The organism is Nocardia asiatica NBRC 100129 (assembly GCF_000308415.1).
In the GTDB taxonomy this organism is placed as follows: Bacteria; Actinomycetota; Actinomycetes; order Mycobacteriales; family Mycobacteriaceae; genus Nocardia; species Nocardia asiatica.
This window is the reverse complement of record NZ_BAFS01000047.1, coordinates 1-20,961: the sequence shown is the minus strand read 5'-3', so window position 1 is coordinate 20,961 and position 20,961 is coordinate 1. Positions and strand designations below refer to the sequence as shown.

Annotated in this window: 23 protein-coding genes, 1 pseudogene and 1 riboswitch; of the genes and pseudogenes, 11 read left to right on the top strand and 13 right to left on the bottom strand. The window is 67.4% G+C overall.

The window, feature by feature from the left end:
• Positions 1-283: 283 nt before the first annotated feature.
• The 5 genes from ON27_RS05505 to ON27_RS05485 all read right to left on the bottom strand — a co-directional run bounded on the left by ON27_RS05505 (position 284) and on the right by ON27_RS05485 (position 5,212).
• Entirely contained in the window at positions 284-1,540 is a 1,257-nt protein-coding gene (locus ON27_RS05505; protein WP_043720311.1) for an acyl-CoA dehydrogenase family protein, read from the bottom strand.
• A 26-nt stretch (positions 1,541-1,566) separates the two neighbouring features.
• Complete coding sequence (locus ON27_RS05500) at positions 1,567-2,442, bottom strand: SDR family oxidoreductase (protein ID WP_043720309.1); 876 nt, start codon at positions 2,440-2,442, stop codon at positions 1,567-1,569.
• Positions 2,443-2,518: 76 nt separating this feature from the next.
• On the bottom strand, positions 2,519-3,388 hold the full coding sequence (locus ON27_RS05495) for a MaoC/PaaZ C-terminal domain-containing protein (protein ID WP_043720306.1): 870 nt from the start codon (positions 3,386-3,388) through the stop codon (positions 2,519-2,521).
• A gap of 124 nt (positions 3,389-3,512) precedes the next feature.
• Complete coding sequence (locus ON27_RS05490; protein ID WP_043720293.1) at positions 3,513-3,950, bottom strand: type II toxin-antitoxin system Rv0910 family toxin; 438 nt, start codon at positions 3,948-3,950, stop codon at positions 3,513-3,515.
• 44 nt (positions 3,951-3,994) lie between these two features.
• Positions 3,995-5,212 (bottom strand): lipid-transfer protein, encoded by a 1,218-nt coding sequence (locus ON27_RS05485; protein WP_043720291.1) that lies wholly within the window; start codon positions 5,210-5,212, stop codon positions 3,995-3,997.
• A gap of 301 nt (positions 5,213-5,513) precedes the next feature.
• On the opposite strand from ON27_RS05485, the gene ON27_RS05480 reads away from it, so the two are divergent.
• On the top strand, positions 5,514-6,155 hold the full coding sequence (locus tag ON27_RS05480) for a TetR/AcrR family transcriptional regulator (RefSeq protein WP_043720288.1): 642 nt from the start codon (positions 5,514-5,516) through the stop codon (positions 6,153-6,155).
• Positions 6,156-6,221: 66 nt separating this feature from the next.
• Here the strand turns inward: ON27_RS05480 and ON27_RS05475 are convergent, their stop codons facing one another.
• The 4 genes from ON27_RS05475 to ON27_RS05460 all read right to left on the bottom strand — a co-directional run bounded on the left by ON27_RS05475 (position 6,222) and on the right by ON27_RS05460 (position 11,696).
• The gene (locus ON27_RS05475; RefSeq protein ID WP_043720285.1) at positions 6,222-7,025 is read right to left on the bottom strand and encodes a toxin glutamine deamidase domain-containing protein; all 804 of its coding nucleotides are present in this window, start codon (positions 7,023-7,025) and stop codon (positions 6,222-6,224) included.
• Positions 7,026-7,125: 100 nt separating this feature from the next.
• Positions 7,126-8,292 carry an MFS transporter gene (locus ON27_RS05470; RefSeq protein WP_051046251.1) on the bottom strand — a complete coding sequence of 389 codons (1,167 nt, stop codon included), beginning with the start codon at positions 8,290-8,292 and terminating at the stop codon, positions 7,126-7,128.
• A gap of 313 nt (positions 8,293-8,605) precedes the next feature.
• Complete coding sequence (locus ON27_RS05465) at positions 8,606-9,823, bottom strand: NADP-dependent isocitrate dehydrogenase (RefSeq protein WP_040864988.1); 1,218 nt, start codon at positions 9,821-9,823, stop codon at positions 8,606-8,608.
• 373 nt (positions 9,824-10,196) lie between these two features.
• On the bottom strand, positions 10,197-11,696 hold the full coding sequence (locus ON27_RS05460; protein ID WP_043720282.1) for an MFS transporter: 1,500 nt from the start codon (positions 11,694-11,696) through the stop codon (positions 10,197-10,199).
• Positions 11,697-11,824: 128 nt separating this feature from the next.
• On the opposite strand from ON27_RS05460, the gene ON27_RS39670 reads away from it, so the two are divergent.
• From ON27_RS39670 to metX, 3 genes and pseudogenes are all read left to right on the top strand, one after another.
• Positions 11,825-12,553 carry a TetR/AcrR family transcriptional regulator gene (locus ON27_RS39670; RefSeq protein ID WP_051046250.1) on the top strand — a complete coding sequence of 243 codons (729 nt, stop codon included), beginning with the start codon at positions 11,825-11,827 and terminating at the stop codon, positions 12,551-12,553.
• A gap of 26 nt (positions 12,554-12,579) precedes the next feature.
• Positions 12,580-12,690: riboswitch (SAM riboswitch) on the top strand.
• A gap of 226 nt (positions 12,691-12,916) precedes the next feature.
• Positions 12,917-13,093, top strand: a pseudogene (locus tag ON27_RS44635) (O-acetyl-L-homoserine sulfhydrolase); the annotation flags it as partial.
• Positions 13,090-14,247 carry a homoserine O-acetyltransferase MetX gene (metX, locus tag ON27_RS05445; RefSeq protein WP_043720278.1) on the top strand — a complete coding sequence of 386 codons (1,158 nt, stop codon included), beginning with the start codon at positions 13,090-13,092 and terminating at the stop codon, positions 14,245-14,247. The pseudogene ON27_RS44635 and the gene metX, both read left to right, overlap by 4 nt.
• A 41-nt stretch (positions 14,248-14,288) precedes the next feature.
• Here metX and ON27_RS05440 read toward each other — a convergent pair whose 3' ends face one another.
• Positions 14,289-14,663 (bottom strand): winged helix-turn-helix transcriptional regulator, encoded by a 375-nt coding sequence (locus ON27_RS05440; protein ID WP_043720276.1) that lies wholly within the window; start codon positions 14,661-14,663, stop codon positions 14,289-14,291.
• 69 nt (positions 14,664-14,732) lie between these two features.
• Here ON27_RS05440 and ON27_RS05435 point away from each other — a divergent pair, with 69 nt between their 5' ends.
• Positions 14,733-15,380: a nitroreductase family protein gene (locus ON27_RS05435; protein WP_043720274.1), complete on the top strand. Its 648-nt coding sequence runs from the start codon at positions 14,733-14,735 to the stop codon at positions 15,378-15,380.
• A gap of 50 nt (positions 15,381-15,430) precedes the next feature.
• On the opposite strand, the gene ON27_RS44630 is transcribed toward ON27_RS05435, so the two are convergent.
• Both ON27_RS44630 and ON27_RS05425 read right to left on the bottom strand, forming a co-directional pair.
• A complete protein-coding gene (locus tag ON27_RS44630; protein WP_245559786.1) occupies positions 15,431-15,676 on the bottom strand; it encodes a DUF3017 domain-containing protein in 246 nt (81 codons plus the stop codon).
• Positions 15,677-15,804: 128 nt separating this feature from the next.
• Positions 15,805-16,182, bottom strand: coding sequence for a hypothetical protein (locus tag ON27_RS05425; RefSeq protein ID WP_051046249.1), 378 nt, complete (start codon positions 16,180-16,182; stop codon positions 15,805-15,807).
• Positions 16,183-16,371: 189 nt separating this feature from the next.
• Here ON27_RS05425 and ON27_RS05420 point away from each other — a divergent pair, with 189 nt between their 5' ends.
• From ON27_RS05420 to ON27_RS05405, 4 genes are all read left to right on the top strand, one after another.
• Complete coding sequence (locus tag ON27_RS05420) at positions 16,372-16,734, top strand: hypothetical protein (RefSeq protein WP_245559784.1); 363 nt, start codon at positions 16,372-16,374, stop codon at positions 16,732-16,734.
• Positions 16,715-17,227, top strand: a complete 513-nt coding sequence (locus tag ON27_RS45760; RefSeq protein WP_043720269.1) for a DUF6879 family protein — start codon at positions 16,715-16,717, stop codon at positions 17,225-17,227. The genes ON27_RS05420 and ON27_RS45760 overlap by 20 nt, the downstream gene beginning before the upstream one ends.
• Complete coding sequence (locus ON27_RS05410; protein WP_051046248.1) at positions 17,224-18,081, top strand: helix-turn-helix domain-containing protein; 858 nt, start codon at positions 17,224-17,226, stop codon at positions 18,079-18,081. The genes ON27_RS45760 and ON27_RS05410 overlap by 4 nt, the downstream gene beginning before the upstream one ends.
• A 205-nt stretch (positions 18,082-18,286) precedes the next feature.
• Positions 18,287-19,237 (top strand): NAD(P)-dependent oxidoreductase, encoded by a 951-nt coding sequence (locus tag ON27_RS05405; RefSeq protein WP_083887388.1) that lies wholly within the window; start codon positions 18,287-18,289, stop codon positions 19,235-19,237.
• 36 nt (positions 19,238-19,273) lie between these two features.
• Here ON27_RS05405 and ON27_RS05400 read toward each other — a convergent pair whose 3' ends face one another.
• Positions 19,274-19,810: a hypothetical protein gene (locus tag ON27_RS05400; protein WP_157227091.1), complete on the bottom strand. Its 537-nt coding sequence runs from the start codon at positions 19,808-19,810 to the stop codon at positions 19,274-19,276.
• A 168-nt stretch (positions 19,811-19,978) separates the two neighbouring features.
• Here ON27_RS05400 and ON27_RS05395 point away from each other — a divergent pair, with 168 nt between their 5' ends.
• The gene (locus ON27_RS05395; RefSeq protein WP_043720263.1) at positions 19,979-20,407 is read left to right on the top strand and encodes a hypothetical protein; all 429 of its coding nucleotides are present in this window, start codon (positions 19,979-19,981) and stop codon (positions 20,405-20,407) included.
• A gap of 122 nt (positions 20,408-20,529) precedes the next feature.
• On the top strand, positions 20,530-20,961 hold a 432-nt coding region (locus tag ON27_RS05390), incomplete at its 3' end, for a tRNA (cytidine(34)-2'-O)-methyltransferase (protein WP_043720313.1).

The window sequence follows — 20,961 nt, the reverse complement described above, 5'->3', positions numbered from 1 at the left end:
CTCGGACGCGAGCCGGGCCGCGAACAGGCAATGCTCGGTCTCGCTTCGCTCGAAACCCGGAGTTGCGGCGCGCTGGGCACGTCGGACGAGAAACCGCAACACCTCGGTGCACGCGGTGCCGCTGTCGGACTTCGGCGGTGCCTGCGCACCGCATGTTCGAGCCCCGCTCAAGACTGGCGCCCGAGCGATCGAGGCCGGCGACTTCGTCGCGGACGCGGCGGCCGCTCGGACGCGAGCCGGGCCGCGAACGGCCCCGTGCTCGGTCTCGCTTCGCAGGTCGAAATTACTGCGCGAGTAGTCCTTTGGCGATGTGGGTCACTTGGATCTCGTTGCTGCCCGCGTAGATCATGAGGGACTTGGCGTCGCGGGCGAGCTGCTCGACGCGGTACTCGGTCATATAGCCGTTGCCGCCGAAGAGCTGGACCGCTTCCATCGCCACCTCGGTGGCCGCCTCGGAGGCGTAGAGCTTCATCGCCGAGGCCTCGGCCAGGGTCGGCGGTTTGCCCGCCCGGCCTCGTTCCAGCGTGTTGAACACCATGTTCTGCACGTTGATCCGGGCGATCTCCATCTTCGCCAGCTTCAGCTGGACCAGCTGGAAGCGGCCGATCTCCTGGCCCCAGAGCTTGCGGCTCTTGGCGTAGTCCAGGCACAGCCGGCGACATTCGTCGATGATGCCCAGCGCCATGAAGGCCACGCCGATGCGCTCGGCGGTGAAGCTGGAGCGAGCGCTCTCCCGGCCGTCGCCGCCCCGGTGCTCCTCGGTCTCGCCGAGCAGCCGGTCCCGGCCGACGCGCACGTTGTCGAAGAACAGCTCACCGGTCGGCGAGGAGTGCAGGCCCATCTTCTTGAACGGCTTGCCCTGGGTGAGGCCGGGCATGCCCTTGTCGAGCACGAAAGTGAGCACCTTGCGTTCGCGTTTGTCGCCGCCCGCGCCTTCGTCCAGCTTCGCGTACACGATCATCACGTCGGCGTAGGGGCCGTTGGTGATGAAGGTCTTCTGGCCGTTGAGCAGGTAGTCCTCGCCGTCGCGCTTGACGTAGGTCTTCATGCCGCCGAAGGCGTCCGACCCGGAGTCCGGTTCGGTGATCGCCCAGGACGCGACCTTCCGCATGGTGACGATGTCCTCCAGCCACCGCTGCTTCTGCGCCAGCGTCCCCCGCGACATGATCGTGGTGGCGCCGAGGCCGATGCTCACCCCCATCGCGGTGACCAGGCCCATGCACACCCCCGACAGCTCCCCGATGAGCACCGCCATCAGCGATTCCTGTCCGGCGAACGGGCTGGAACCGGACGCCTTCGGCTCCGGTTTCGGCTCTCCCGCCGCGGCGGCCGCTTCCCGCGCGGCCTGCTTGGCCAGCATCTTCTGCACGGCCTCGCCGCCCATGACGTCGATGCCGAACTGACTGAACAACTTCCGGATGACGGGATACGGCGGCAGCTCACCGCTGTCGAGCGCGTCCAGGTTGGGGCGGACCTCCCTGTCGATGAACGCCCGCACGGCGTCGCGAATCACCACATCGGTCTCGGACCATTCGAACATCGTCGTTCTCCTCACGTTCCCCGAGATCAGGGCAGCCGGGCGGCGATGTCGTCGATCAGCCAGGGACCCTCGGTCTCGATGGTCTTCACATCGTGCCAACCGGCCAGCTCGGAGATCGCACCGCCCTGTACCGCGAACACCTTGCCGGTGATCGGACAGGTCTCGGCGGCCAGGTAGGCGACCAGAGGCGCGATATTGGCCGGGGCGAAGGCGTCGAATTCGCCCTCGGACGCCTCCGCCTCGGCCGCCAGCATCTCGCCCATGCCGGGGGTGGCCAGGGTGAGGCGGGTGCGCGCGATCGGCGCGATAGCGTTCACCCGCACGCCGTAGCGCGCCAGCTCGTCGGCGGCCACCAGCGTCAGCGCGGCGATGCCCGCCTTGGCCGCGCCGTAATTGGCCTGGCCCGGATTGGGCAGCGTGGTGCCCGACGCCGAAGCGGTGTTGATCACCGCGGCCTTGGGCTGGTCGCCCGCCTTGGACTGCTGCTTCCAGTACGCCGCGGCGTGGTGCAGCACCGCCGCGTGCCCCTTGAGGTGCACGGCGATCACCGCGTCCCACTGCGCCTCGTCCATGCCCGCGATGAACGCATCGCGCAGGATGCCCGCGTTGTTCACCACCACGTCCAGGCCGCCGAAATCGGTGACCGCCTGTTCGACGAGCTTCCGCGCGCCGTCCCAGGTCGCGACGTCGTCGGTGTTGGCTACCGCCTTGCCACCCGCGGCGACGATCTCGCGCGCCACCTCCTGCGCGGGGCCGGAATCGGCCCCCTCCCCCGCGTTGCTGCCGCCGAGGTCGTTGACGACCACCGCGGCGCCCTCCTTCGCGAACAGCAACGCGTGCTCGCGGCCGATGCCGCGGCCCGCGCCGGTGATGACGGCGACCCGTCCGGCCAGTGCGCCCATGTTGTCTCCTGAAGTCCCGCCGAATCCGGCGATGAGAGGGGAAGGTGCGGCGGAATCCCGCGCCGCCGCACCGGGATCAGTCGGCGATCTCCGCCAGTCCGTCACTGAGCACGACGTCGTCGCCGCGCACGGTCTCGAAGGCGTAGCGGGTGACGCCGTCGGCCGAGCCGGCCTTCCAGATGCGGGTCTCCAGGTCGTCGCCGGGGAACACCAGCTTGGCGAAGCGCACCGCGAACCGTCTGAGCCGGTGCACATCCGAGCCCGCGACCTCGGTGAGCACCGCCCAGGAAGCGAACGCCATGGTGCACAGCCCGTGCGCGATGATGCCGGGCAGCCCGGCGTCCTCGGCGACCTGCTCGTCCAAGTGCAGCGGCACCGGATCGCCGGAAGCCGGCGCGTAGCGGAAGGTCTGGTCGTGGTCGACGTGCTGCGCCACCACCGCGACCGGCTCCCCCTCGCGCAGGCGTTCGTCGAACTTGTGCGCCGGAGCGGCCGCGCCGACCGTCCTGCCCGCGTCGATGTTGCGGAAGAACGCGGTCAGGTACTGGTCGTTGACCGGTTCGCCCGCCTCGGTGCGACATTCGATGCGGATGGTGATGGTCGTCCCGTTGGAGCGGCTGGTGTAGCCGACCGCCTTGGCCCGCGACACCAGCCGGTCGCCGGGCCGGATCGCACGGTGGAAATGGAAATCCTGCTCTCCGTGCACGACCCGGCCGAAGATGTCCATCGGCGCGACATCGATGACGGGCATCATCATGGCCTCGAAAACCGGGACGATGGCGAAAACCGGCCCGGCCACCGTCCCGGCCAGATGCGCGGGGATCGGATCGTTCGTCGCGGCGGCGTACTCCGCGACGCGCTCGGCGGTGACCTCGAAACGCTCCTCGTCGGACCAGACCTCCAGACCGCTGTCGTCGAACTCCACTCGACGGGCCGCGGTACTCATGCGGGGGCCTGCGTGGTCACGCTGCGCTGCCGCCTCCGGCCCTGACCGCTCATGCCGTATCCACCTTCGGCACGAGCGGGGGCCTGCGTGGTCACGCTGCGCTGCCGCCTCCGGCCCTGACCGCTCATGCCGCTGCGGCCAGGGCGTCGAGCTGTTCGAGGGATCGGTCCAGCTGCTTGATGCCGTCTTTCTCCACGGCTTTGCCCAGCGCGCCCTTGATCAAGGCGCCTTCGAAGTCACCGGACACCAGGATCGTGCTTCCCGCTCCGTTGGGCCGGATGTCGAAGGTGAACTCGGTCTTCACTCCGGCCATGCCGGTGCCGCCGAGGGTCAGCCGGTGCGGCGCGTCGACCGAGACGATGGTCCACTCCAGCTTGTTCGCCATGCCGAGCATCACGATCTTGGCGACCAGCTTGGCGCCCTCGCTCAGCACGGCGGGCGGCTCCTCCATGAAGCGCTCGTGGATGGTGAACCACTTCTCCCAGGTCTGCGGGTCGGAGACGACCGCCCACAGCGCTTCCGGAGCCGCGTTGACGTCCTTGGTGGATTCGATGTGTCCCATGTGTTGCACTCCTCGTCGAGTTCGTCCGCGGACCGGGCCGCGGTTCAGCGGTCGGCGCGCTGGTAGGCGGTGACGACGGCCGCGCCGCCGAGGCCGATGTTGTGTTGCAAGGCGGCGGTGACGCCGTCCACTTGACGCTTGTCCGCGGCGCCGCGTAGCTGCCAGGTCAGCTCCGAGCACTGCGCGAGACCCGTCGCTCCCAGTGGATGCCCCTTGGAGATCAGGCCGCCGGAGGGGTTCACCACCCACTTGCCGCCATAGGTGGTCAGACCGTCGTCGACCAACCGCCCCGCCTCGCCCTCGCCGCACAGTCCGAGGGCTTCGTAGAGCAGCAGTTCGTTGGCGGAGAAGCAGTCGTGCAGCTCGATCACCTGGAAGTCGTCCGGACCGAGCCCCGCCTGGTCGTAGACCTTGCGCGCCGCCTGCACGTTCATGTCGTAGCCGATCAGGTTCTTGGCGGTCTCGTCGAAAGTCGAGGCGAAGTCGGTGGTCATCGCCTGCCCGACGATCTCCACCGCCTGCCCGGCGAGGTCGTGCGCGTCGACGAAAGCCTCGCTCGCGAGGATCACCGCGCCGGACCCGTCGGAGGTCGGCGAGCACTGCAATTTGGTGAGCGGGTCGTAGATCATCCGCGAGCCGAGGATGTCCTCGAGCGTGTACTCGTCCTGGAACTGCGAATACGGGTTGTTCACCGAGTGCTTGTGGTTCTTGTAGCCGATCTTGGCGAAATGCTCGGCGGTGGTGCCGTACTGCTTCATGTGCTCGCGCCCCGCGGCGCCGAACATCCACGGCGCCACCGGGAACAGCACCTCGGAGATCTCGGCCAGCGCCATCACGTGCTTGGCCATGGGCTGCTCGCGGTCGTCCCAGGTGGAGCCCAGCGAGCCGGGTTGCATCTTCTCGAAGCCGAGCGCCAGCGTGCATTCGGCCAGCCCGCCCCGGATCGCCTGCGCCGCGAGATACAGCGCCGTCGAGCCGGTGGAGCAATTGTTGTTCACGTTGACCACCGGGATGCCGGTCATGCCGAGTTCGTAGACAGCACGCTGACCGGAGGTGGACTCGCCGTAGACGTAGCCGACGTAGGCCTGCTCCACCAGGTCGTAGGAGATGCCCGCGTCCGCGAGCGCCTTCGTACCCGATTCCCTGGCCATGTCCGGGTAGTCCCAGGCACGGGTGGTGCCGTCGGCTTCCTCGACTCGGCGGCGGCCCGGCTTCTCGAACTTCGTCATGCCGACACCGACGACGTAGACCTTGTTCGCCATCGAACTCCTCAGGTTGTGCGTGCACCGCGCGTGCGGCCGCCCGGAACGAGCTGAAACAAACATACAAATTTGTATGTAAGTGAGCAAGGGGTGCGCCGGAATGAGCTGCAATCAGCGCGATAACCAGGCGCTTGCATTTTGCCTGCTACATACAATGACACACGCATGTGTTTCGAAACCCTGCATGCGGAGCCCACCGGGTGCGCGAGCCCGCCGAAGCGGCCGCATCCGCACGGCGAAGCGCATATCTCCGCTCGACAGCTGGAACATACAGTTCTGTACGTAAGTGTAGGATCGAGCGATGGCCAGGAGCGTAGTCGTGAAGCAGCAGCGCCGGACCCAGGAGCAGCGCAGCACCGAGATGCGCACCCGCCTGCTGGACGCGACGGTGGACTGTCTGGTCGAGTACGGATACGCGGGAACCACGACACCGCGGGTAGCCGAGCGCGCCGGGGTGACGCGCGGGGCCCAAGTGCATCATTTCGGCTCGAAGACCGATCTGGTGGTCGCCGCGATCAGCCATCTGGCGCAGCTGCGCGCGGAGAGCGCCATGCGGGAGATGTCCCGGGTCGAGACCGGTGACGATCCGGTGGCGGCGGCGCTGGAATTCCTGTGGGACCTGCACCAAGGCCCGCTGTTCGTCGCGACCGTCGAACTGTGGGTGGCGGGGCGGACCGATCCGGTGCTGGCGGCGGCGATGGAGAAGGTCGAGCCGTTCGTCAACAACGCCGTCTTGCTGGCGGTCGCCCGTTTCGTACCCGACGACGTGCGCCGCAAGGAGGCGCGCGACTTCATCTACACGGCCATGGACGCGCTGCGCGGCATCCTGATCTCGAATTTCATCGACCCGGACGCCGAGCGGGCGCAGCGCCGTTGGCGCCGCGCGTCGGCACACCTGCGCGAACTCGCCGGGCGCGCTCTGGTCGGCCGGCCCGCCGAATGATCTCGCCCGGCGGACGAGCGGCGAGTCCGGATTCCGCCCGTGTGGCCGCCGACCGGCCGAACGGCGTCAGACGCCACGCATCGGGAATACGACGTAGTAATCGCCGTCGGGGACGATGTTCTCTTCGGTCACAGTGCCGGTTTGACCGTCGAGGTAGTAGATCTTCCCCTCGATGTTGGCCACGTTGTAGTGATGCCCGAAGGCGTCGGAGTAGCGATTCCCCGACATGATCGCGTTCTGGCCGCGCTGGTACAGGTGCTCGCAGATCGCTTCGTGAATCTCGCGGTGGCTGTCGCCCTGGAACCGTTCCGTCCCGGGCTCGATGAACTTCTGGGCGCCGCTCGGCCCGGCGACGGCAGGGCGCCCGGCCAGAATGTCGCGTACTGCCCAGGAGCACTCCATGCAATTGCCCGCCGTCCGCGACCTGGTTGGGTTGACCAGCAGCAGTAGCTCCCGCACTTCGGCGAGGGTCGGGGGCCGGTCGCCGATGCGGGCCATGATCACGGCCTGGGCCGCGTAGGCGCGCCGCATGGCCTCCGCCTCGACCGGCGTCGGCTGGTGCGCATTGCGGATCAACCGGGACACCCCGGCAGGGCGTATCTCCGCGAGCGGCACATCGAGCGAGTCGCCGGGCCGTGCGGCCGCGAGCGTCGACTCTGGGACACTTCCCGCGATCGTCGGCGCATTGTCACGATCGGCCCGATCGAGTTCTTGCGCCCCCATGCGCCAGGCCTTGCTCTCCGCCCGGTAGAACTGATCCAGTGCCTCGCCCGCGGTGGGAAGCCCGTCAGCGGCGTCCGCTGAGGTTCCGAGCAGTCCTTTGAGTATCCGGCGTACCTCGTCCATGGCCGCGGACAGCGGACCCTTCATCTCGACTTCGGCAAACCGTGGGAACTCATAGGCCCACGGTGCAACGGACGACTTACAGGCGCCTTACCGTTCGCTTGTCGCCAGCCGACGGCCGAGGACGCTACCTCCGCATCGGCGCTCGGCCGGTCGCTGCCCGCGATCTCCGCGCGGTCCAGACCGTCACGGCGAACAACAACACGCCGGTCGCCGCCAAGCCCGCGCCGACCATGGCCGGGGCCGTGTACCCGAGGCCCGCGGCGATGACCAGGCCGCCGAGCCAGGCGCCCGCGGCGTTGGCGATGTTCAGGGCGGCGTGGTTGAGGGCGGCGGCGAGGGTCTGGGCATCGGCCGCCACGTCCATCAGCCGGGTTTGCAGACCGGGCGCCAGCGCGGCCCCGGAAGCGCCGACGAGCAGCGCGCCGAAGGCCGCGGTGTAGGGGTTGTGGGCAGCGACGGCGAATCCGCCGAGGATGACGGTCATCGCGATCATCGCGACGAACACGGCGCGGTCCACGCCGCGATCGGCGAGCACGCCGCCGACGATGTTGCCGATCACCATGCCCACGCCGAACAGCATCAGCACCAACGGCACCGCACCGGCGCGCAGTCCCGCGACGTCGGTGAGCGTGGTCGCGATGTAGGTGTAGACGGCGAACATCCCGCCGAACCCGATGGCCCCGACCAGCAGCGTCAACAGCACTTGGGGCCGGCGCAGCGCGCCGAGTTCGGTCATCGGGTCGGTCATCGTCACGCCGGTGAGTTCCGGGACGAAGCGCAGCAGCGCGGCCACGGTCGCGACCCCGATCAGCGCGACCACCACGAACGCGTCCCGCCAGCCGAGATGCTGACCGAGCCAGGTAGCCGCGGGAACGCCGACGACATTGGCGGCGCTCAAGCCCAGCATAACCGCGGCAACCGCCTTGGCCCGCTGTCCTGCCGGTGCGAGTGTGGCGGCGGCCAGCGAGGCGACGCCGAAATAGGCGCCGTGTGGCAGCCCCGAGACGAACCGGGCCGCGACCAGCGTCTCGAACGAGGGAGCCAGCACGGTCGCCGCATTGCCCAGCGTGAACGCCACCATGAGCGCGACGAGTAGCCGCTTGCGCGCCACCCGCGCGCCCAGCGCGGCGATCAGCGGTGCGCCGATCACCACCCCCAGCGCGTAGGCCGACACCGCGTGCCCCGCCGTCGGCTCGGAGACGTGGACGGCCGTAGCGATGTCCGGCAGCAATCCCATGGTGACGAATTCGGTCGTCCCGATGCCGAATCCACCGAGGGCGAGAGCCAGCATGGCGGGCACGTGCCAGTCGGTGCGCTCGGGCGGCGCGGGAATGCTCGTGGTCACGGGGCTGGTCACGTGTTCATGTAACCGTCCGCGACCGGTCTCCGCTTCCCGGGCCGACGTGAGTTCGCCCACCGTACCGTGGATGCACGACGCAGGTGGACACGTGCGCCGGCACTCGGCGGGCGACACCCCGACCACCCCGAAAACAGTCCGGGCACCCGTTCCACCCAGGGGAGCGGGTGCCCGATCAAGCCAGCCCGGCGCTGGGTACGCACCCAGCGCCGGAGTCGGCCGAGCGATGCGGCTCGGCCCGGTGCACTCAGCGCAGCGCGCGAGCCAGGTTGGCGTCCAGCGCGCCGAGGAACTCTTCGGTGCTCAGGTAGCCCTGGTCCCCGCCGACGAGCAGCGCGAGGTCCTTGGTCATCTGGCCACCCTCGACGGTCTTGATGACGACGTCCTCGAGAGTCTGCGCGAAGCCGATGACCTCCGGGGTGTTGTCCAGCTTGCCGCGGTGCTCGAGGCCCCTGGTCCAGGCGAAGATCGACGCGATCGGGTTGGTCGAGGTCGGCTTGCCCTGCTGGTGCTGGCGGTAGTGCCGGGTGACGGTGCCGTGCGCGGCCTCCGCCTCACAGGTCTGGCCGTCCGGGGTGAGCAGCACCGAGGTCATCAGGCCGAGCGAACCGAAGCCCTGGGCCACGGTGTCGGACTGCACGTCGCCGTCGTAGTTCTTGCACGCCCAGACGTAGCCGCCCTCCCATTTCATGGAGGAGGCGACCATGTCGTCGATCAAGCGGTGCTCGTAGGTCAGGCCCGCGGCGTCGAACTGGCTCTTGAACTCGGCATCGAAGATGTCCTGGAACGTGTCCTTGAACATGCCGTCGTAGGCCTTCAGGATGGTGTTCTTCGTGGACATGTACACCGGGTAGTTCTGCTGCAGGCCGTAGTTGAACGACGCCCGCGCGAAATCCTCGATCGACTTGCGGAAGTTGTACATGCCCATGACGACGCCGCCGTCCTCGGGCATCTTCACGACCTCGTGCACGATCGGCTCGCTGCCGTCGTCCGGGGTGAAGGTCAAGGTGACGGTGCCGCCCTGGAAGACCTTGAAGTCGGTGGCGCGGTACTGGTCGCCGAAAGCGTGACGGCCGATGATGATCGGCTTGGTCCAGCCGGGAACCAGCCGGGGGACGTTCGAGATGATGATCGGGGCGCGGAAGATGGTGCCACCCAGGATGTTGCGGATGGTGCCGTTGGGCGAACGCCACATCTTCTTCAGACCGAATTCCTTGACCCGCGCCTCGTCCGGGGTGATGGTGGCGCACTTCACACCGACGCCGTGCCGCTTGATGGCTTCGGCGGCGTCGACGGTGACCTGGTCGTCTGTCTTGTCTCGGTATTCGATGCCGAGGTCGTAGTACTCCAGATTCACGTCGAGATAGGGGTGGATCAGCTTGTCCTTGATGAACTGCCAGATGATCCGGGTCATCTCGTCGCCGTCGAGTTCTACGACGGTGCCTTCAACCTTGATCTTGGACATGGATCTTCGTGTCCTCCTAGGATGGTGCCCTCATTGCACGGCCAGGCGAACACGCTTGTGAGCGGACCCCAGCTGTTCCAACAGACAACGTATATGTCTCGCGTTGTCGGCGAGACGTGTGGTGCAAACAAGACAAGCGTACTGCTGCCCGAGTTCTCACCGCACGGGCAGCCCCCGGAGTGAGCCGGCGCACCTTTGTTACCGATTGGTAGGTCAGCGGCGTTTCCAGCACCACACGGCGGGCGCCCGCGCAACCGCCGTCGTCGCCATGATCCGCCTTCCATTCGGGCTCGGCAACCATCATGGCAACCGTCCCGCAAACGACAGGGTCCGCGCGGCGCCATGGCGCCGCGCGGACCTCGCCGCCGGTGCATCAGACCGCGACCGGAACCCGCGCCCCTTCCTCGGAGCCTTCGATCAGGTTCTGCGGCCGGTCCCTGATCATCAGCGCGATGATCGGGACGGCCGCGAGGAAGAACCCGGCGCCGACGTAGAAGGCCACGTCGTAGCTGTGGATCGCGGCGCGGGCGGCCAGATCGTCGAGGCCGGGGTTGGCCCGTGCGAAGGTCTCGGCGACCTGCACCGAGATGGTGGTCAGCAGCGCCGTCCCGACCGCGCCGCCGACCTGCTGCGCCGCGTTCAGCAGCGCGGACGCGACACCCGAGTCCGCCTCCTCCACTTGGTGCAGCGCGACCGTCTGCATTCCGACGAACAGCGGACCCATGCCGAGCGCGATGAGCACCTGGGCAGGCAGCACCCCGGCGACGAAGCTGTCGCCATAGCCCAGCTGCGCCAGCAGAACCAAGCCGATGACACCCAGCACGGCGCCGGCCACCATCAGCGGACGGGGGCCGAGCTTCGGCAGCAGGGCGCTGGTGACGCCCGCCGAGATCGCGATGCCCGCCGGGAAGGGCAGGAACGCGAAGCCCGCCTTCAGCGCGGAGTAGCCCAGCGTGATCTGGAAGTAGAAGCTCAGGAACAGGAACATCGCGAACATCGCGATCGGGATGAGCAGCGCCGCGAGGAACGCCCCGCCTCGGTTGATCTCGCCGGGAATGTGCAGCGGCAGCAGCGGGTTGGACGACCGCCGTTCGATCACGACGAAAGCGGCGAGCAGGACCGGTCCGGCGATCAGCAGCGCCAGGGTGCCGCCGGCCAGCCAGCCGTCCTCGGCGGCGCGGCTGAAGCCGTACACGATGGCGATCAGGCCCAGCGTCACCGTGACGGCACCGGGCACGTCATATCCCCCGGCGCGCGGCGCGGGAATGTCCTTCACCACCCAGGCCAGCGCTCCGAGCACCGCGAGCAGCGCGATCGGCGTATTGACCAGCAGGCACCACCGCCACGACGCGTATTCGGTGAGCGCGCCGCCCGCGATCAGCCCGAGCGCCGCACCGCCCGCGGAGATACCCGCGAACACACCGAAGGCGGTGGCCCGCTCGCCGGGCTCGGTGAACGTCACCGACAGCAGCGAGAGCGCGGCGGGCGCGAGGAGCGCGGCGAACGCGCCCTGCAGCGCCCGTCCGGCGAACATCTCCGCACCGTTCTGGGCGAGCCCGGCCAGGGCCGAAGCGCCCGCGAAGCCGATCAGGCCGATGATGAAGATCCGGCGGCGGCCCAGGTAGTCGGCCATCCGGCCGCCCAACAGCAGCAGGCCGCCGAAGATCAGCGTGTAGGCGGTGAGCATCCATTGCCGGTTGCCGTCGCTGATGTCGAGATCACGCTGCGCGAACGGCAGCGAGATGGTCACGATGGTGGCGTCCAGAACCACCATGAGCTGGGCCAATGCGATCACTGCCAGCGCGAGCCAGCGCGCTGAGCCGCCCGTTTCGCGCGGCGCGTGCACCGCTGTCCCCGTGTTCGTCACGGTCATCTCCTCGTCCCTCGATGAACTGGAGCCATCCTGACATTGGACGACATTTGTCGTCAAGCGCAAAATGTCGCAGTACGACATTTGACTGTTAAGGACAGGAAAATGAAGGGTTGCGTTACCATCGGGGCATGCTCGAGTCATCGGCGCCGATGGGCGCGGGCGCCGCAGCAGCCGCCGCGAGCGGCCCGGGCCTGCGCGAACGCAAGAAGCAACAGACCAGGTCGCGCATCATCGCGGCCGCTCTCGATCTGTGCGACGCCCAAGGCTTCGAAGCGACCACGATCGAGCAGATCGCGCACGTCGCGGACGTCTCGCCGCGCACGATCAACCGCTATTTCGACAGCAAAGAGGACATCGTCCTGGGCCCGATCCAGGACTTCGGGCGAACCGTGGCCGAGACCCTGCGCGAGCTGCCGCGCACCGGCAACGAACTCGCCGCCCTGCGGGCAGCCTTCCTGCAGGTGGTCGATCGAGCCGCCGAGGCGGGCGAGGCCGATCCGCTGTCGTTTCGGCAGTTCCAGAAAGTGCAGCGGATCGTGCGCAGCAGTCCCGCGGTCAGCGCGCGCAGTCTCGAACATGCCGACGACAAGAACACCGCCATCGCCGCCGTGGTCGCCGAGCGACTGGGCACCGATCCGCACGCCCGCGCGGTGCGACTCATCGTCGGCACCTGGCAATTGATCGGCCACCTCGGCATGGAGTGCTCGGACGACATGTTCCTGCACGACGACATGGCCATCGCGGCCCGCGCCGGGCGCGCCGCCTTCACCGAGACCTACGACGAATTCGTGCGCACCTGCTGCGTCGCGCCGACGGCCCCCGACGCGGTGGATGCGCTGGAGGATTTCGAACGCTGACGGCGCGCCGGTTATGATGCCGGGCAGGTCATGAGTACCAGCGCCAAGCCCCGGCTCGCTGGTCGGCAACCCTCCATCCGCGGTGGGGTGCTCCGGGTGATGACCTGGCTCCCGAAAGCCGGGAGCAAGCGCGTAACAGGAGGTCGCCGGCATGTGTTGTTGGACACACCGCTAACCCTGCTGTACCGGCGTACACCTTCTTGGGAGCAAACCATGAGTGAATCCACCGCGCGCGGGGTCGAGCACGATCCGGCGCAGTGGTCCTACGGGACCGAGCGGGTCCGCACGGGCCGCACCCCGCACGGGGCCGCCGCCGCGCCTGCTTCGCCGATCCACCGGCCCACTCAGGACGAATCGGTCCCGCACGGCCGCATGGTTAACATCGGCAAGATGCGTTCCCTCGTGATTCACCCCGCGTCGACGACGCATGCACAGCTCACACCCGAGACGCGGCTCGCCGCCGGACCGGCCCGGCGCGCGGCCGGCATCGAGGACATTCCGGTCGACCTGCGCACCGTTTTCGCGGCGGCGACGACGTGACCGTGAGTGCCGAACGGAGCGCACGGACCTCCGCCGTCGCACTGCCACCCCCGGACGGGCAGCTGGGCGCCATCGCCATCGGAGACGTGCGACTGGAGAACGGAGCGGTCATCCCGGACGTGCGCCTCGCGGTGCAGCGCTGGGGTGAGCTCGCCCCCGGACTGGACAACGTCGTGCTGGTCGAACACGCGCTGACCGGCGACTCGCACGTGGTGGGCAAACCCGACGACGTGCACGAGATGCCGGGCTGGTGGGACGGCATGGTCGGTCCCGGCGCGCCGCTGGACACCGACGAATGGTGTGTGATCGCGACGAACGTGCTCGGCGGCTGTAAGGGCAGCACCGGGCCGTCCACGCCCGCCCCGGATGGAAAGCCCTGGGGGGCGCGTTTTCCCGAGATCTCCATCCGCGACCAGGTGACGGCGGAAGCCGCTCTGCTCGACCTGCTCGGAATCGAGCGGCTCGCCGCCGTCGTCGGCGGATCGATGGGCGGCATGCGGGTGCTGGAGTGGATGGTCGGCGCGCCGGAGCGGGTCGCCGCCGCGCTGGTGCTCGCGGTGGGCGCCCGCGCCACCGCCGATCAGATCGGCACCCAGACCACCCAGATCGCGGCGATCAAGAGCGATCCGGACTGGCAGGGCGGCGATTATCACGGCACCGGCCGCGCGCCGACGACGGGAATGGCCCTGGCCCGGCGGATCGCGCACCTGACCTATCGCACCGAGTTCGAGTTGGACCACCGGTTCGAGAACAAGCCCCAGGACGACGAGGACCCGTGGAACGGCGGCCGGTACGCGGTGCAGAGCTACCTGGACCACCAGGCCGAGAAGCTCTGCAAGCGTTTCGATCCCGCCACCTATGTGTTGCTGACCGAGGCGATGAACCGGCACGATGTGGGCCGTGGTCGCGGCGGCATCGAGGCGGCGCTCGCGGGGACGCCGGTGCCCTGCGTGGTCGGCGGCGTCGACTCCGACCGTCTGTACCCGCTGCGCACCCAGCAGGAACTCGCCGATCTGCTACCCGGTTGCGACGGGCTGGAGATCGTGCACTCGCGGGACGGGCACGACGGTTTTCTCACCGAGGCGGCGGCGGTGTCGAAGCTGCTCACCGAAACTATGCGACTAGCCCGGGCCGGTGTGCGGCCCGAACGCTGATCGAGCTTTTCGACGTAGACCCGGCCGAGAGCGCCGGCCGGTCACCGCGCCGCTCGTCGCGCCTCTTCGATCCGGTTGATGTTGCTTTCGATCCAGTCCCGCAGCGCCGCTATCGGCGTGCGCAGGCTGTGGCCGAGTTCGGTGAGGGTGTAGTCGACCCGGGGTGGAATGGTCGGATGCACTGTGCGCGTGACGAATCCGTCCGCCTCCAGCTGCCGCAGGGTTTGCGTCAGCATCTTCTGGGAGATGCCGTCGATGCGGGTGCGCAGATCGGTGTAGCGCATGGTGCCGTCCGCGAGCGCGTCGATGATCAGCACCGTCCACTTGCCCGCGATGTGGTCGAGAATCTCCCGTGTGGGGCACTTCGCGGAGTAGATGGAGGCGGGTAGACCGGATCCTTCCAAATAGGTGGGCATCCATCAGAGTGTAGCGCACTAATTAGTGCCTTCTTCCCATCGGGATTTGACTCTCCGATAGTAAGAATCATGGAAGCGCAGACACTTTCGGTTGCCGATGCCATTCGCACCCGCCGCACGGTCCGGCACTACCGGGCCGATCCGGTAGCGCCGGAGCTGATCGAAGAACTCCTCGAACTGACCATGCAGGCGCCGAGCGCCTGGAATATGCAGGACCGATCGGTCGTCGTGGTAACCGGCGAAGCCGGTCGCCGCGCACTGCACGAAGCGGCGTTCGGCCAGCCCCAGCCGCTCGAAGCCCCGGTGGTGCTGGTCTTCCTCGCCGATGTCGACGCGTGGCGGGCAGGCAACGCCGATATCGCCGAACTCGCCGGCCGGAGCGGAGCGTGGAACGCCGACTTCACGACCATGTTCGACGCGCGCGCCGAGTACCACGCGCTCGAGCGGCACGGGCTGCTGCGTGAGAACGCGGTGAAGAACGCGATGATCGCGGCCACCTACGCGATGCTCGCGGCCACCGGCCTCGGCTTGGCCTCGGCGCCGATGAACGGCTGGGACGCCGAGTTGGTGAAGCAGGCCATCGGGGTCGGCGACCGGGATGACCTCGCCGTCGCGGTCCTGGTCACCATCGGCTACAGCGACGTCCGCCCGCCGCATCCCGGACGCCGCCCGCGCGAGCGGACGGTTTTCGCCGAGCGATACCGCGCCACCCGCTGATCACGAGGGCGGCCCGGCCCGGCCGGGTCGCCCCTCCGATCGCCGAGCGGTCAGCCGACGCCGAGCGTGTTGATCGTGGCCGCGAGGAACAGGATGCTCGAGCCGAGCAGAGTCAGCGCGCCCACGTCGAAAGGTTTGCTGCGCACCGCGAGCAACCCGACCCGCGCGGTCGGCAGGCACAGCCGGAACGCCGCCGCCAGCAGCGTCGCACCGCCGAAGAAGAACGCCCCGCGCCGCCACCTATCGGACGCGACGAACACCACCGCCACCACCATGACGAGCGTCACCACGACCATCGGCAGATGGCAGCGCAGAAATTGCGCCCCCAGGCTGCGGCGCCCGGTGATAGGCGTGTCGGCATCGGTCACGCCCCGATTCTTGCAGACCGGCCGCGTCCGGTCCGCCGGAGGTTGGTCGCGGTCACTCACTCGCCCAGGGACCTCAGCCATGCGTCGTGCTCAGCCGGCGAGTACCTCCGGCCGTCGGCGCACCCGGGCGCCCAACGTGCGTAAGTCCTCTGTGGATCCACCGTGACCACGTCGGCGACCTGCACCAACGCGGGCGGCACCTCCGCACCGAAGTGCCGGACACCGGGAACGATCACAGCGTCGACGTCCACTCGGCGAACGACGTTCATCAGACGACTCAGCGGGCTGTCGGTTTCCGGGCCGAACACCACCGTCTTCGCGAGTTCGTACCCGAGACGCTGCGCGAGGCTGCGGAGTTGGATCTCATCCCAGGTTTGCGAGACGCCGGATACATCGCGGCGCAGATACCCGATCGCTGTCGGCCGTACCCTCATTCGTCCACCCCGTCCGTCGTGGTTGGCAGGCACCCGGCACCGGGGAGTGTTCACCCGATGCCGCGTGCATGGAATGGACGGTAGAGAGCGCGCCAGGGGCTCATCCAGGTTCATGCACAGGTATGCACAGAAGCAGTATTCCCCTGTCCTACTGCATATTTGTGAGCCAGACTGAGAGGGCAGTCCATCATGCATGTGCATGTCTTGATCGGAGAAACCAAGATGCGGTTGAGGTTCCTTGGCAAGGGCGGGTCCGAGGCCAACGGTTGCCCGTCGTTGTACGCCACTGACCAGGCGAGCTACCTGGTCCAGGGGTGGAAGACAGACACACCCGGAAAAATCGAGATCCCCCACCTGCTGACTGGCTTCGCGGAAGCCGATACATTCCTCGGTACGACGATGACGGACACCGGCCGAGGAACTTTCACGCTCGCCGGACGACCGGTCACGGATGACGAGACGCTGAGCCAACTCGACCTAGCCACCGACGAAACGGCTATCGAGGTACCCAAGCTAGGAAGGACGTTCTACGGTGCTGCTGGTCGGCGGTGACCCGTGGCAGGACTGGTTCCGGGCATTGCGGCGCAGCGCATTTCATCTAGAGGTTCGGGACTCCTACGCCGAGGCATCCGAGGACAATCGACTTCGGGCATTTCTCCTCGGCGAACCTCCGCCCGATGAACCGCCGGTGCCCTGGCACGCGCTTATGCGGGAGACCACTGATCGCGGAATATCGGTGACTCGGGTCCGAGTCGTGACCGTCCCGCACTCGGACTACCACCGTTGGTTGCTCTCGGTGACCGGACGCAATATCCGGTCCGGAGAGGACATCCGGTACTTGCCCCGCCATACGGCTGGGAAGGTGCCACCGGATGACTGGTGGCTGTTCGATGACGAACGAGTCGTCTACAACCTCGTCGATACCGACGGCAAACCGGCAGGTGCGGCGGTCACCGCAGATCCGGGAATTGTGGACTACTGCCGAAGTGTGCGCGACCGGCTATGGGAATTGGCGACGCCGTACGCGGAGTACGCCCAACCGTGACCGACTCGATTCACCAGCAGCGCGAAGCTCTCGGGAGTCGGCTCCGGGAGCTTCGCCTCAACGCCGGCTTGTCCGGCGCGGAGCTGGCCCGGCGTAACGAGTGGCACCAAACCAAGATCTCCAAGATCGAGTACGGACGGATCAAGCCGTCACGCGACGACATCCGCGCCTGGTGTGAGCACTGCGACGCCGTAGACGAGGCACCGGACCTGATAGCCGACCTGGAAAATATCAAGGTCGCGTACCTCGAATGGCGGAAAGTGCTCGGCACCGGCACTCGACGTCGTCAACATGCGCTGGTGACCCTGAGCGAGACTTCTCGAATCGTACGGATCTACAACCCGTTCTTCATTCCCGGGTTCTTGCAGACCGCCGAATACGCGACGGGAACGCTACGGAATGTCAGCCGGTTCTATCAAATACCCAACGACGTAGAGGCGGGGGTCGCCAAGCGGCTGGAGCGGCAACAACTTCTCTATCGAGGGAACCGGCGGTTCCACTTCCTTATCGGAGAGCAAGCGTTGCACACCACGGTCGGCGGTGCCGATGTGATGGTCGGTCAGCTGGACCGGTTACTTGCTGTAATCGGGCTACCCAGGGTGACACTCGGAATTGTTCCAGCCGTGGCGGAACTTCCCTTCGCACCGACGAACTTCTCGATGTTCGACAACAAGGTAGTGCTCGTCGAGGCGATAACCGCAGAACTCACAGTGACCCAGCCGAGGGAGATCAAGCTGTATCACCGCGCGTTCGACACTCTTGCCAGCCTTTCCGTTACCAGCCACGCCGCGCGAAAAACGATCGGCGCAGCGCTTCGCATGCACGGGGGTAGATCGATCGAGGACCAGTGCTGAGCGCAGGCGGTCGCCTCGATGAAGACGGCCGATGGTGACTCCGGTCACCAAGGCTGCTGATCCGCTCCCCGCTATCTGGGCACTTACCTGAACGTTCGAAACTGCTCCCGAAAGTGCGTACTTGTCGTTGTCGCTGAACGGGCAAACACTCGGTCCTTGTCACGAGACCGTGAGCCTTACGGGTACAGCGCGCGATTGGAGTCGCATGAACGATCAGGAAACCGCGGTGACCGTGCTCGGCACAGGTTCGATGGGTTACGCCCTCGCGGAAGCCTTCCTCGCGGCGGGATATGCGACGACTGTATGGAATCGCAGTCCGCAGCGGGCGGCTCCCCTGGTGGCCATGGGCGCGCAGCAGCGGCTCGCCGTCGCCGATGCCGTCACCGCCAGCCCGTTGATCATCGCCTGTCTGACCACGTTCCGAGCGACCCGCGACAGTTTGACCGCTGCCGAGACCGAACTGAACGGGCGAACCCTCGTCACTCTCAACAGCGGCACCCCGGCCGACGCGCGGGACTTCGCGCGCTGGGCGGCCGACCGGGGAGCGCGTTTCCTCGGTGGCGCGATCAAGAACGTACCTTCGGCTGTCGGAAAGCCGGACACACTGCTGTACTTCGGCGGCGAACCGGACGTTTTCGACCAGCACAGGGAAACACTGCGGGTACTCGGTGGGGACCTCGTCCATCTGGGCGCCGAACCGGACCTGGCAGCCCTCTACGAATCCGCTGTCGGCGCCACACTTCTGCCCGCCCTGCTCGGATTCTTCGAAGGAGCTGCGGTACTGGCGGCGCGCGGTCTGGCAGCACACACCATGGTGCCGTATTCGATCAAATGGCTACAGATGATCGAGTCACTGCTACCGGTCATCGCCGACGAGATCGACAACCGGGACTACACCCGGCTCGGCTCCTCGATCGCGCTGTTCCACACCGCGCTCGGCGACGACGAGCGACTCGGCGCGGAGTCGGGCGTCGATATGTCCTGGCATGCTCCGATGCACGACCTGCTGCACCGAGCGGTAGCCGAGGGCCGGGGCGAGCAAAGCATCACCGCGCTGATCGAGCTGCTGGCACCGACCGCAGGCGGGTCGATACCCGCGAGCGCATCTGAGGACTCGGACGTGTTCTCAGGCTTCAGCGAAACTCGCACGCGCTGATGTCGGTTTCTTTCGGCCCGACCCTCTGACGTCAGGTCATCCCCTGGCCGTGACGGACCATATCGCCTGCTCGGCTTCGTGAGACGGCGTTCCGTCCCACGGATGGTCCCGAAAGTGCTTGTCGATGAGGTAATCCATGTACTTCGCTCCGGCATATGACCAATTGGTGACCGCCAGCTCGGACGTCCTCGGTCCGAGCTCGCTCTTCTTCCAAATATGTGCAATGTCGGTGGCGATAGGGCGTAGATCATCCGGTGTTGCCGCCGTGGGTACCGCGAGGGTGATGAAGAACGCCAGTTCATTCAGGGTGGCTGGGTTTCCCACCACGTCCACGGCAGTGAGACATGCTTTCGCCGGAAGGTTTATCGCTGTCAGGGCGGTCTTCAACTCCTTGGTGACCAAGGGATCGACAGATGGGGCGTGGCAATCTGCGGGTATGGCTGTCGTCGAGGTCGCCGTCGACGTTGTCCCGGTCGGCTCCGCCGCCGAATCCACCGGGCTTCCAGAACCGCAACCCGCCAGCAGTGCGACACCGGCGACGACGGCCAGCAGCATCGATCCGGCACGAACCATCGACCCCACCATGTTTCCTCCACTCGGGTTCGACTCAGCCGCGGACAGCACGCCGCCCCTCCGCTCAGCTGGGCTACCGCTTCTTGTACCGGATCAAAAGCGCTGTCGTCCAGGTGTATTGCCGCCCCTGGCGACAGGGCGCGCTCGGGAGCTGACACCATGTCGATCATGATCGCTCGACGACTTCCCCTTCTCGCCGTCACCGCCCTTCCGGCGCTGGCGATGGCGCTCGGCTCCGGCGCCACCGCTACCGCGACGCCTCCGCTGTCGCCCCCGGTGCTCGAAGAGGTCTTCTCGGTGCCCGGAACCGTGTCGGCGAAATTCCACAACCCGAACGCCGAGGGTGTGTGCTGGGTGTACGACGACGACACCGGCGAGATCTTCGGCGGCAACAACCCCACGTCGTTCGCCATTGCGAACGGCAAGATGGTCCAGACGTCGCTCGGCAACGGCTCCCTGCCCGCCGGACAGATGCGCGTTCGCGGCGCATGCGCCTGGGAGCGCCCCACCGGCGATCCGCGCGACGGCTACACCTCCATGACGGACATCGTCACCGTCGACGTGATCGGCAAGCCGAGCACGGGCAGCTTCGGCTGAGCCCGGGTGGCGAAGCCTGACGTCCACGAGGGTCGGCTTCCGCACGAGATCAGCCGATCCGCGACTGCTGCCCGACCGACTCGTCCGATGGACGGCGGCGGCCGCCTGGTTGACTGGCAATCGTGTTCCATCTGATGTTTCACGAGCCGTGCATTCCGCCGAACACCGGTAACGCGATTCGGTTGGTCGCGGGGACCGGGTGTCATCTGCATCTGATCGAGCCGTTGGGGTTCGAGCTGTCGGAGCCGAAGTTGCGCAGGGCGGGGTTGGACTACCACGATCTGGCGTCGGTGACGGTGCACGCGAATCTGGCGGCGGCGTGGGAGGCGTTGCGCCCGGAGCGGGTCTTCGCGTTCACCACGCAGGCCACCACTCGGTTCACGGACGTGGCCTACCGGGAGAACGACGTGCTGCTGTTCGGCACGGAGCCCACCGGTCTGCCCGCGCAGGTGCTGGCGGACCCGCACGTCACCGACCGGCTGCGCATCCCGATGGTGCCCGGCCGCCGCTCGATGAACCTCTCCAACGCGGCGGCGGTGACCGTTTACGAAGCC

What these genes read in the sequence shown, in the direction of transcription:
- ON27_RS05505 (WP_043720311.1), bottom strand. Translation starts at nt 1,540, where the DNA reads ATGTTCGAATGGTCCGAGACCGATGTGGTGATTCGCGACGCCGTGCGG.
- ON27_RS05500 (WP_043720309.1), bottom strand. Translation starts at nt 2,442, where the DNA reads ATGGGCGCACTGGCCGGACGGGTCGCCGTCATCACCGGCGCGGGCCGC.
- ON27_RS05495 (WP_043720306.1), bottom strand. Translation starts at nt 3,388, where the DNA reads ATGAGTACCGCGGCCCGTCGAGTGGAGTTCGACGACAGCGGTCTGGAG.
- ON27_RS05490 (WP_043720293.1), bottom strand. Translation starts at nt 3,950, where the DNA reads ATGGGACACATCGAATCCACCAAGGACGTCAACGCGGCTCCGGAAGCG.
- ON27_RS05485 (WP_043720291.1), bottom strand. Translation starts at nt 5,212, where the DNA reads ATGGCGAACAAGGTCTACGTCGTCGGTGTCGGCATGACGAAGTTCGAG.
- ON27_RS05480 (WP_043720288.1), top strand. Translation starts at nt 5,514, where the DNA reads ATGGCCAGGAGCGTAGTCGTGAAGCAGCAGCGCCGGACCCAGGAGCAG.
- ON27_RS05475 (WP_043720285.1), bottom strand. Translation starts at nt 7,025, where the DNA reads ATGAAGGGTCCGCTGTCCGCGGCCATGGACGAGGTACGCCGGATACTC.
- ON27_RS05470 (WP_051046251.1), bottom strand. Translation starts at nt 8,292, where the DNA reads ATGCTGGCTCTCGCCCTCGGTGGATTCGGCATCGGGACGACCGAATTC.
- ON27_RS05465 (WP_040864988.1), bottom strand. Translation starts at nt 9,823, where the DNA reads ATGTCCAAGATCAAGGTTGAAGGCACCGTCGTAGAACTCGACGGCGAC.
- ON27_RS05460 (WP_043720282.1), bottom strand. Translation starts at nt 11,696, where the DNA reads ATGACCGTGACGAACACGGGGACAGCGGTGCACGCGCCGCGCGAAACG.
- ON27_RS39670 (WP_051046250.1), top strand. Translation starts at nt 11,825, where the DNA reads ATGCTCGAGTCATCGGCGCCGATGGGCGCGGGCGCCGCAGCAGCCGCC.
- ON27_RS05440 (WP_043720276.1), bottom strand. Translation starts at nt 14,663, where the DNA reads ATGCCCACCTATTTGGAAGGATCCGGTCTACCCGCCTCCATCTACTCC.
- ON27_RS05435 (WP_043720274.1), top strand. Translation starts at nt 14,733, where the DNA reads ATGGAAGCGCAGACACTTTCGGTTGCCGATGCCATTCGCACCCGCCGC.
- ON27_RS44630 (WP_245559786.1), bottom strand. Translation starts at nt 15,676, where the DNA reads ATGGTCGTGGTGACGCTCGTCATGGTGGTGGCGGTGGTGTTCGTCGCG.
- ON27_RS05425 (WP_051046249.1), bottom strand. Translation starts at nt 16,182, where the DNA reads ATGAGGGTACGGCCGACAGCGATCGGGTATCTGCGCCGCGATGTATCC.
- ON27_RS05420 (WP_245559784.1), top strand. Translation starts at nt 16,372, where the DNA reads ATGCATGTGCATGTCTTGATCGGAGAAACCAAGATGCGGTTGAGGTTC.
- ON27_RS05405 (WP_083887388.1), top strand. Translation starts at nt 18,287, where the DNA reads ATGAACGATCAGGAAACCGCGGTGACCGTGCTCGGCACAGGTTCGATG.
- ON27_RS05400 (WP_157227091.1), bottom strand. Translation starts at nt 19,810, where the DNA reads ATGGTTCGTGCCGGATCGATGCTGCTGGCCGTCGTCGCCGGTGTCGCA.
- ON27_RS05395 (WP_043720263.1), top strand. Translation starts at nt 19,979, where the DNA reads ATGATCGCTCGACGACTTCCCCTTCTCGCCGTCACCGCCCTTCCGGCG.